Source organism: Acinetobacter sp. HR7, assembly GCF_000773685.1.
Classification (GTDB): domain Bacteria; phylum Pseudomonadota; class Gammaproteobacteria; order Pseudomonadales; family Moraxellaceae; genus Acinetobacter; species Acinetobacter thermotolerans.
The window spans coordinates 1-8488 of sequence record NZ_JPQO01000051.1 but is presented as its reverse complement, the minus strand read 5'-3'; the positions used below and the strand labels follow the sequence as shown (position 1 = coordinate 8488).

Here is an 8488-nt window from a genome sequence, read left to right as displayed (position 1 = left end):
AGACTGAAATGCTGTAATGACTTCATCTCGCTTTTTGGTCGTTCCAGTCAGCTTCACATAGCCAATTTCTGCGTGATGGAGCTGTTGCTCAATCAGTTCCAACATTGAGGTAAACTGAGAGAAGATCAGAATTTTTCGCCCCTCCTCCACCATTGGAACGACCATATCCATCAACTGTTCAAGTTTGGCAGAGTGTGCCTGCCCGGTTTTCACTGAATCCAGCTTTAGTAAGCTAGGATGGCAGCACACCTGACGTAGCTTCAGTAAGGCATCTAAAATTTGAATTTGACTACGTTTAAAGCCTTTTTCTGCCACAATTTTCTGAATATTTTCCTGCATCGTGGCACGAACAGCCTCATATAACTTGGATTGCTGGTCATTCATATCAATATTGACTTCAATCGTAGTTTTTTCTGGCAATTCTTTGGCTACGTCAGTTTTCAAGCGACGTAAAATGAAGGGCTTAATCCGGTTGACCAGCTTTTGCCTTAACTGCTGATCACCGCGTTTTTCAATCGGATGACGGTACTTTTTATTAAAAATTTCTTGTGAATATAAAAATCCTGGCATCAGGAAATAAAATAGTGCCCACAGTTCACCCAAATTATTTTCCATCGGGGTACCTGTTAGACACAAACGATGTCGTGCTTTTAATTGGCGTACTACCTGTGCAGCTTTGGCACGCGGATTTTTGATATTCTGCGCCTCATCCAAAATGAGTTGATGATATTCATATTGCTTTAGTTGTTCTTCATCTCTCGCTAGAAGCGGATAGGTGGTTAACACAATATCATAGTGCGGAATCTGCTCAAAATTCTGATGGCGGTCGGGCCCCTGTAGCAGCAATACCTTGAGCTCAGGGGTAAATTTCTCCGCTTCTTTGAACCAGTTATGCATCAGCGATGTGGGTGCAACAATTAAGGCGGGACTGTCCTGCAAATATCCAGCCTGCTTTTCCATGAGTAAATGGGCTAAAGTTTGTGCTGTTTTCCCCAAGCCCATATCATCTGCCAGAATCCCGCCATGCTGGGTTTCCCTTAAAAACTGTAACCAGCCTAAGCCCTGCTGCTGGTATGGGCGCAACTCCCCCTGAAAACCTTGTGGTGTCGGCAGTTGTTGCTGATAGCCTTGTTTGAATTTCTGTACAAATTGCTGCAGGCGATCACTGACCTGCCATGTCATCCCAAGATTATGCTGCAATTCTAATAATTGACTCGCATCATAGCGATCAATACTGCGCTCTTCTTGCTGTAAAATGCTCTGCAGATGCAACAATACCGGCTTAATATCCCTAGCGGATAGCGCCAAATCAGGTTGATCAACTGCAGTTTTCACGGTGAAAATTTGACTGTCATGCAGATGAATAAACGTCCGCGGATCAAGTAAATCAGGATTTACTCGCACCAAAGCTACGAGCGCATCAAGCAAATTATAAGAATTACCTGCACTGTCTTGAACCGTCGCCCCGATATTGAACCAGTCCTGCTGACCTTCAGATTCAGTGATAGAAATATTTAAATTTTCGACATATTGCAGGTTAAAGGGGCTGTTTTCCAGATGCTCTATCTGCCAGCCCATCAACTCAATTTGATTGATGGGCATGAGCTGTTTGATCCAGTCTCCATAGAAAGCAAAAACCATAGAATCAAGACGTTGTTTATCCAGTTTTAATTGCTGGTCATAACTAAGATCTTTCACCCACTTCAGTGATTCGACCAATAGCTGTAAACGCTGGATTGACTGTTGTTCCTGAACTAAGTCCCGAAGCTGTCGCACCATTTTGCCATGCTGTTCACCAATAAAACTGTCACCTGATGTACCTGCTTTAATTCGCCCACCTGCATAGGAGAATTCAATTTCAGCACAAACAGACTCTTCCCATTTCCAATCAAATTTATCTAAAACACCGAAGCGTAAAATTGGCTGGGGACTACCCTCAAGGACATCAATATGCTGAATAGACTCGGGCTGAGGCAGATTTTTCACGTCTGAATATTGATGAGTCAGTTTCTCAAACTCTGGCAAGAGCTTAGCTGGAAGATCAGGCATCTGTAAAAAATGGTAGAGCAGCTTTGCCGTATATTCACCATATAACTGGCCCACCGTGTTCTGTTGAATATCCACATAACATGGTGGCTGGCTCGCGAGAATCTGGATATGTGGATTTGATTTTAAATCGAGTCGAATATCGCCATTGACCAATTCAATGTTTAAATGCTCCGTCTGTTTGTTGACACCTTGTTCCCAGATCAATTCGATGTGATAGCCTTGTTCTGACCATTGAAGTGCAGCATAGCTCTTTTTTTGCCAGTACACATCGCCACTTTGAATAAAAGATTTAAAGTGCTCCAATGAAATTCCGGAGATATCAAGATTGCTTTGATAAAAACGCTCGTCGCTGTTTATTTTGGCGTAATAATAAATCTGGTTAAATAATTGTCGTTTTTGTTCAGGTAAAGTCAGATGCTTTCTGGTGATATTTTCATATTGGGTATAATAACTTTCCCCTGCAATTGAGCCGTTTTTATTGCGTCTGGCTTTCTGAACATCAACTGTCAATTTCTTTAAGCTGACCGACTGATCTAGCAGGTAAATTAAATAATTGTTTGTTTTGACAGATTGCTCTGGTTCAGTCTGTTGTAAATACCGTTTAAAATCATTCAACCAACGCTGCGCCTGATCATCCCCCCATCGGCGTTTTGCGATTCCCTGCGGAGATTGAGATTCAGCATAACGCTGTTGAAATTCCTGACGATATTCTTGAAAGAATAACCGCGCTAAAGCAGCAGCATGTTTACAGTTATATCCAACTGGACAAGTGCAGTCATCATCGATTAAACGGTCTTTTTTAAGATTATAGGTAATCGCGGTATCGTAATAATCTGTCCCTTCAATTTGAGCATACATCGTGACATCATCATTTTCCTCAAAGAACTCAATTGTTTCCCTATCAATGTGTTTAGCATAGCTCAGACTGCGCTGAAGAGTTGCAGTACTAAAGCGAGATAGAAAATTGATCAATAAGGACATAATTACCAGACACCAAAATGTTTATACAATTATAACGGACAAAGCTGTCATTTCAGAACAGTAGCCGAACTGCTCAACCTGAGCACAGATTCGACTCACTCAATAGGAATATTATGAATAAAGACAATCAAATTCGAGAAGTTAAACAGTTCATTGAGATCGAAAATATCCTGATAGAAAGTGATCATTTCTTCACAACAGTTAATTTTAAACCAAATGGGGTCAAAAGTTTTAGCATTGTTTCTATGAATAAAATACTTAAATAAAAATTCTCCGACAAACTCGGTACGGTTAATTTTTATCCAAATGAGTTTTCAAAATTATGCTTCATCCATAATCCATTCTTTAAAAAGAGCATCCTCGATTTCATAAGTACCATTTTCTGGTTTAAAAATAATTTGTTTTTTTGATAAAGAACGTAGGGCCGATTGAATACTTGATACCGCAATGTTATCTACACCAATGGAATCAGCCAGATGTTGTCTAAATTGACTACTATAAAGTTCAACTTGTGATTCCGCTATGGCTTTTAAAATTAGCTGTTCTAATAACTTAAACTCTCCCCATAATCCCGAAAAGTCACGATGCCCCATTGTATCGGCTATAAGCTGTTCCTTGGCAAAATCTATAGCCAGCATTGGGTTTAAGGCTAAACGCTCCACTAATGATCTTGCTAGTTGAGGACTTTGCTTCATATCTAAAAAAGCGTGCCATAAAATTTCTTTATTCAAACTACGTCCTGTTGTCTGATTAAATACATCTGCCAGATGATCTGTAAATGCTTTTGTTAGATTTGGAAAAGGTAAATTCTGTCCATAATGAACCGTACCGGGTTTGTGGGAGACTTTTATTTAACTGATGTTACGTAGTAAGTGCATTTTGAGCATCTTCGCTACTACATGTTGTAGTTTATCTACTTCAGTGACCAAATCTTTCAGGCTTCGCGCAAAACGGTCCATGGAATGTACAACAACTTGATCGCCTTCCCTGACATAGTTCAACATTTCTTGAAATTTTGGTCGGTCGGTATTTTTACCTGAAGCACGGTCAACAAAAAGGCACTGTTGCAAATAGAGATTTGAGACGATGAAGTATTTGGATTGTCACTGCTTGCTCCAAAGTTAACATGTTGAGCAGTCCAAAATGACCGCTATATTAACCAAGGGGGTCAGTTTTTAAATGCCATTAGGGGGTCATTTTTACACTGCCGCTAACAACATTGCTATGGATGCTAAAACCCTGCAAATACGTGCAGTACAACTCACCATAAATAATGTCAGTGATTCTCAAGTACTCGAAGATTTACTTGCTCAAATTCCCTTGGATGAACCAATTGATTCTGTTTATACAGATGGTGCTTATGACACAAAGCACTGCCGACAAGTCATTTTAGATCGAGATGCACATGCGATCATTCCACCTAGAAAGAATGCAAAGCCTTGGAAGGATCAGCAAGCGAGGTCTATAGAGTGGAATGAATTATTAAAGACAGTCAAACGGCTAGGCAGATCGCTTTGGAAAAAGTGGTCTGGTTATCATCGTCGAAGTTTGGTGGAAACCAAGATGCATTGCATCAAATTATTAGGCGATAAATTAATGGCAAGAAGCTTTCCTAGTCAGGTGAATGAGATCCATGCACGCATGGCAGTTTTGAATAAATTCACAGAATTAGGTCGCCCTCATACCCAAGTTGTCTCTTAAATTTGAGTAGCTTAAGGGAAATCAGCCTTTCAAACCTTTATGCAACAAAGCCGGCCGAAAGTATGTCAGGTATTTGAAATGCTGATTCAGGACGGTATCCTCAATAGTAATCAGGTTTTAAGTGGTTTACCCCATCCTTCGGGAGCCAATGCGGAGCGAATAGCGTATTTTCTCGGGAATAAGCCTAAAGAATTACTATCATCTAAAACGAATCCAGAGTTATTGGATAAAGCGAAAGCTGAAATCATTAAGAAACTTGAACGCCTGGAAATGTAGTGACTATCCATACAGGCATGGAACATGACTGTTCACGTAAAAAGCCCAATCTAGTGTGATCGGGCTTTTTGTTGTGTAATTATATGATTGATTTTAAATTAAAATAATTTCGTATAAGGTGTATTATGTTAATTTTAGGAAATCTAAATACTCTTTTGATTCACACGCTTTGAAAGCTCTTCCGCACTTTCTACACGTTCAGAGTAACGGTCAGTGAGATATGCGGACTGTCCTCTAGTTAAAAGCGTAAATTTATAAAGTTCTTCCATCACATCAACGATCCTCGTGTAATAAGAAGAAGGCTTCATACGACCATCCTCTTCAAACTCAAGAAATGCTTTAGGAACTGAGGACTGATTTGGTATCGTAATCATACGCATCCAACGGCCTAAAATACGTAACTGATTTACTGCATTAAAGGACTGAGAGCCGCCACATACTTGCATTACAGCTAAGGTTTTACCTTGCGTGGCACGTATTGCTCCTGCTGCTAATGGAATCCAGTCAATTTGAGCTTTCAATATCGAACTCATTGAGCCATGACGCTCGGGAGAGCACCAAACCATGCCCTCTGACCATGCTAAGAGTTCATGTAGTTCTTTAACCTTTGGATGTTGCATATCACCATCTTCAGGGAGAGGTAGTCCTTTTGGATGGAAAATTTTCACTTCCGCACCAAAATATTCAAGGATTCGACCAGCTTCCTGAATAGCTAAACGGCTATAGGATCTATCACGATTTGAGCCATACAGAAGCAGTATTCTTGGAGGATGTTCAAGGTTCTTTGCCTGAACTTTTTCTAAAGTCGGTTTTTCTAAAAGACTAAGATCAATATTTGGTAAGTTCATTAGATTCATACCTCTTTAAAAACTTTTTTTCTAAGCCATAGCGAAACTGTCACTAAGGCAATCAATACAGGCACTTCAACAAGCGGTCCAATTACTGTTGTGAAAGCTACAGGTGAAGCTAATCCAAAAGTGGCAATCGCTACAGCCAGTGCTAATTCAAAATTATTGCCTGCCGCAGTAAAGGAAATAGCAGTCGTTTTAGGGTAATCGTTACCCATCCACTTACTCATAAAGAAGCTGATGAAGAACATTGCAACAAAATAGATCGTCAAAGGAATAGCGATTCTAAGCACGTCTAGAGGAAGGCTAATCACTTCACCACCTTTAAGACTGAACATGGCTACAATCGTGAATAAAAGCGCAATAAGGCTGATTGGGCTAATCTTTGGGATAAACTTAGTTTGATACCAATCCAAACCTTTCTGTTTGACTAAAATCAGCCGGGTTAAAAAACCAAGTAAGAATGGAATACCTAGATAAACCAGAACAGCATGGGTAATAGTCCAAAAACTTACATCAATGATTTGTGCTTCTACCCCAAAGAATGGCGGTAAGAAGGTCAAGAACAACCAAGCATAAGTACTAAAGAACAAGATCTGGAAGATACTGTTAAACGCAACCAAGGCAGCAACATATTGATTATCCCCACATGCCAAACCATTCCAGACGAGGACCATAGCAATACATCGAGCTAAGCCTATGAGAATTAGGCCAGTCATATATTCAGGATAGGCGTGCAGAAAAATAATGGCCAAGCCAAACATTAAGCAAGGTGCAATGACCCAGTTCTGAATAAGAGATAATGTAAGGGTACGCTTATCCTCAAAGACTTTAGGCAAGGTTGCATAGTCAACTTTGGCAAGTGGTGGATACATCATCAAAATAAGCCCTATTGCGATAGGGATATTCACTGAATTAATGCTTAATTGATCTAATACAACAGATGTTTGAGGGAAAAACACCCCAATACCTACGCCTAATGCCATGGCAATGAAAATCCATAGAGTTAGGTTTCGATCTAAGAATGAGAGCTTTGATGCGGACATTGAATTACTCGCATTGCATAGAGATAGATAAGTTGCTCGTAGGTTTATTTAATACTTCATCATTCAAAACACTGAACACTGCATTTACCCATTCTGGTAAATCAGGATTTAATCGGTAATACACCCATTGTCCCTTGCGCTCATCTAGCAAAATTGAAAGGTTACGGAGTAAAGCCAAGTGACGAGAAATTTTAGGTTGGCTCAGTTGTAATATCTCTGTGATTTCACAAACACATACATTTTGTCTTTCTAAAATAATTTTTAAAATATCTAGACGTGTCGGGTCAGATAGGCATTTAAAGAAATCTGCTTGATCCATAATCTATACTCTAATATATGCTATTGCGAATATACGTATATCCATATATAAATGCAATATTATTAAGTCCTGAGTAAGTACAATGTCATCAAAAGTTAAGATCTATCATAATCCAGCGTGCGGAACATCAAGAAATACACTGGCGCTAATTCGAAATACCGGAGAAGAACCCGAAATTATTGAGTATCTTCTCAACCCTCCAAGTAAAAGTGAACTCATTAATTTAATTGAGAAATCAGGTCTCTCTGTACGTGAAGCTATTCGCAAAAACGTGGAACATTTTGAAGCTCACAACTTGGATCAGCAGCACTGGACAGATGAGCAGCTTATTCAGTTTATGCTGGAGTATCCAATTTTAATTAATCGTCCATTTGTAGTGACTGAGTTAGGCGTAAAACTTTGTAGACCATCTGAACTCGTTTTAGATATTTTGTCTGCACCTCAATTAGGAGCTTTTATCAAAGAGGATGGTGAAATAATCATCGATAAAAATGGTAAGCGGATTAAATAAATCCGCCCCATTTAACATAATGGTTGTTATACGAAATTAATGGATGTTCATATAGATTACTTGCATATTGTATTCGATCGAATACAATATAGTGAGAAGAGAAGGAATCCTCATGATTGAAATTAAACGTCTGCCAGAATTTGATGAATGGTTGGATGGCATTAAAGACAATATGACCCGTATCCGCCTGAATCGTCGATTAGATAAGGTTCAACGTGGAAATTGGGGAGACATTAAACCTCTTCAAGATGGCGTTTGGGAAATGAGAGAATTCTTCGGTTCTGGATGGAGGATGTATTACATCCAACATGGTGACGTAGTTATTGTAATGCTTGGTGGAGGAGATAAATCAACTCAACAACAAGACATCAATCGTGCAGTCAAATTATCGAAAACATTGGAGGATTAAAATGGTTAAAGTCGCTGATTTACCAAGTTTTGATATGGCTGAGTCGCTCAAAACTGAAGAAGACATTGTGATGTATCTCAATATGGTTCTTGAAGAGAATGATCCAGCTGAATTAGCCCATGCACTTGGCGTTATTGCTAAAGCTCGTGGCATGACTCAAATCGCTAAAGAAGCAGGGATTGGACGTGAGGCACTTTACAAAGCTCTACGTCAGGATTCAGCACCACGTTTTGATACGATTAATCGTGTTGTGAATGCTTTAGGTCTAAAACTCACAGTACAACACGCCTAAAACTTTAAAAAATATAGTAAAAAAGGGAGCTAGAGGCCACTGCTGTCCCATAGTTT

At 39.5% G+C, this 8488-nt stretch carries 9 protein-coding genes and 2 pseudogenes; 5 read left to right on the top strand and 6 right to left on the bottom strand.

Going from position 1 to position 8488, the window contains the following annotated elements:
* The 3 genes and pseudogenes from GW12_RS03530 to GW12_RS03520 all read right to left on the bottom strand — a co-directional run.
* The coding region (locus GW12_RS03530; RefSeq protein WP_034583463.1) for an SNF2-related protein at nucleotides 1–3030 on the bottom strand (3030 nt) is incomplete at its 3' end.
* Nucleotides 3031–3350: 320 nt separating this feature from the next.
* Nucleotides 3351–3851 (bottom strand): annotated as a pseudogene (locus tag GW12_RS03525) (hypothetical protein); the annotation flags it as partial.
* Between the two features lie 84 nt (nucleotides 3852–3935).
* Nucleotides 3936–4088 (bottom strand): annotated as a pseudogene (locus GW12_RS03520) (recombinase family protein); the annotation flags it as partial.
* Between the two features lie 121 nt (nucleotides 4089–4209).
* Here GW12_RS03520 and GW12_RS03515 point away from each other — a divergent pair.
* Together GW12_RS03515 and GW12_RS03510 are read left to right on the top strand one after the other, a co-directional pair.
* Nucleotides 4210–4731 carry an IS5 family transposase gene (locus tag GW12_RS03515; protein ID WP_264673515.1) on the top strand — a complete coding sequence of 174 codons (522 nt, stop codon included), beginning with the start codon at nucleotides 4210–4212 and terminating at the stop codon, nucleotides 4729–4731.
* A gap of 39 nt (nucleotides 4732–4770) precedes the next feature.
* Nucleotides 4771–5007 carry a hypothetical protein gene (locus tag GW12_RS03510; protein WP_005021575.1) on the top strand — a complete coding sequence of 79 codons (237 nt, stop codon included), beginning with the start codon at nucleotides 4771–4773 and terminating at the stop codon, nucleotides 5005–5007.
* A gap of 143 nt (nucleotides 5008–5150) precedes the next feature.
* Here the strand turns inward: GW12_RS03510 and arsH are convergent, their stop codons facing one another.
* From arsH to GW12_RS15305, 3 genes are read right to left on the bottom strand one after another with little or no spacing between them, the layout of a single operon-like run.
* Nucleotides 5151–5855 (bottom strand): arsenical resistance protein ArsH, encoded by a 705-nt coding sequence (arsH, locus tag GW12_RS03505; RefSeq protein WP_034583466.1) that lies wholly within the window; start codon nucleotides 5853–5855, stop codon nucleotides 5151–5153.
* A 5-nt stretch (nucleotides 5856–5860) separates the two neighbouring features.
* Complete coding sequence (arsB, locus tag GW12_RS03500; RefSeq protein WP_004647746.1) at nucleotides 5861–6901, bottom strand: ACR3 family arsenite efflux transporter; 1041 nt, start codon at nucleotides 6899–6901, stop codon at nucleotides 5861–5863.
* A gap of 4 nt (nucleotides 6902–6905) precedes the next feature.
* A complete protein-coding gene (locus tag GW12_RS15305; RefSeq protein WP_067731901.1) occupies nucleotides 6906–7220 on the bottom strand; it encodes a metalloregulator ArsR/SmtB family transcription factor in 315 nt (104 codons plus the stop codon).
* A gap of 82 nt (nucleotides 7221–7302) precedes the next feature.
* On the opposite strand from GW12_RS15305, the gene arsC reads away from it, so the two are divergent.
* The 3 genes from arsC (at nucleotide 7303) to GW12_RS03485 (ending at nucleotide 8432) form a co-directional block, all read left to right on the top strand.
* On the top strand, nucleotides 7303–7731 hold the full coding sequence (arsC, locus tag GW12_RS03495) for an arsenate reductase (glutaredoxin) (RefSeq protein ID WP_034583453.1): 429 nt from the start codon (nucleotides 7303–7305) through the stop codon (nucleotides 7729–7731).
* Nucleotides 7732–7843: 112 nt separating this feature from the next.
* Nucleotides 7844–8140, top strand: a complete 297-nt coding sequence (locus tag GW12_RS03490; RefSeq protein ID WP_034583450.1) for a type II toxin-antitoxin system RelE/ParE family toxin — start codon at nucleotides 7844–7846, stop codon at nucleotides 8138–8140.
* A 1-nt stretch (nucleotide 8141) separates the two neighbouring features.
* On the top strand, nucleotides 8142–8432 hold the full coding sequence (locus GW12_RS03485; protein ID WP_004969304.1) for an addiction module antidote protein: 291 nt from the start codon (nucleotides 8142–8144) through the stop codon (nucleotides 8430–8432).
* Nucleotides 8433–8488: the final 56 nt, after the last annotated feature.

Coding starts and splice junctions, on each gene's coding strand:
- GW12_RS03515 (WP_264673515.1), top strand. CDS start 4,210: ATGCCATTAGGGGGTCATTTTTACACTGCCGCTAACAACATTGCTATG.
- GW12_RS03510 (WP_005021575.1), top strand. CDS start 4,771: ATGCAACAAAGCCGGCCGAAAGTATGTCAGGTATTTGAAATGCTGATT.
- arsH (WP_034583466.1), bottom strand. CDS start 5,855: ATGAACTTACCAAATATTGATCTTAGTCTTTTAGAAAAACCGACTTTA.
- arsB (WP_004647746.1), bottom strand. CDS start 6,901: ATGTCCGCATCAAAGCTCTCATTCTTAGATCGAAACCTAACTCTATGG.
- GW12_RS15305 (WP_067731901.1), bottom strand. CDS start 7,220: ATGGATCAAGCAGATTTCTTTAAATGCCTATCTGACCCGACACGTCTA.
- arsC (WP_034583453.1), top strand. CDS start 7,303: ATGTCATCAAAAGTTAAGATCTATCATAATCCAGCGTGCGGAACATCA.
- GW12_RS03490 (WP_034583450.1), top strand. CDS start 7,844: ATGATTGAAATTAAACGTCTGCCAGAATTTGATGAATGGTTGGATGGC.
- GW12_RS03485 (WP_004969304.1), top strand. CDS start 8,142: ATGGTTAAAGTCGCTGATTTACCAAGTTTTGATATGGCTGAGTCGCTC.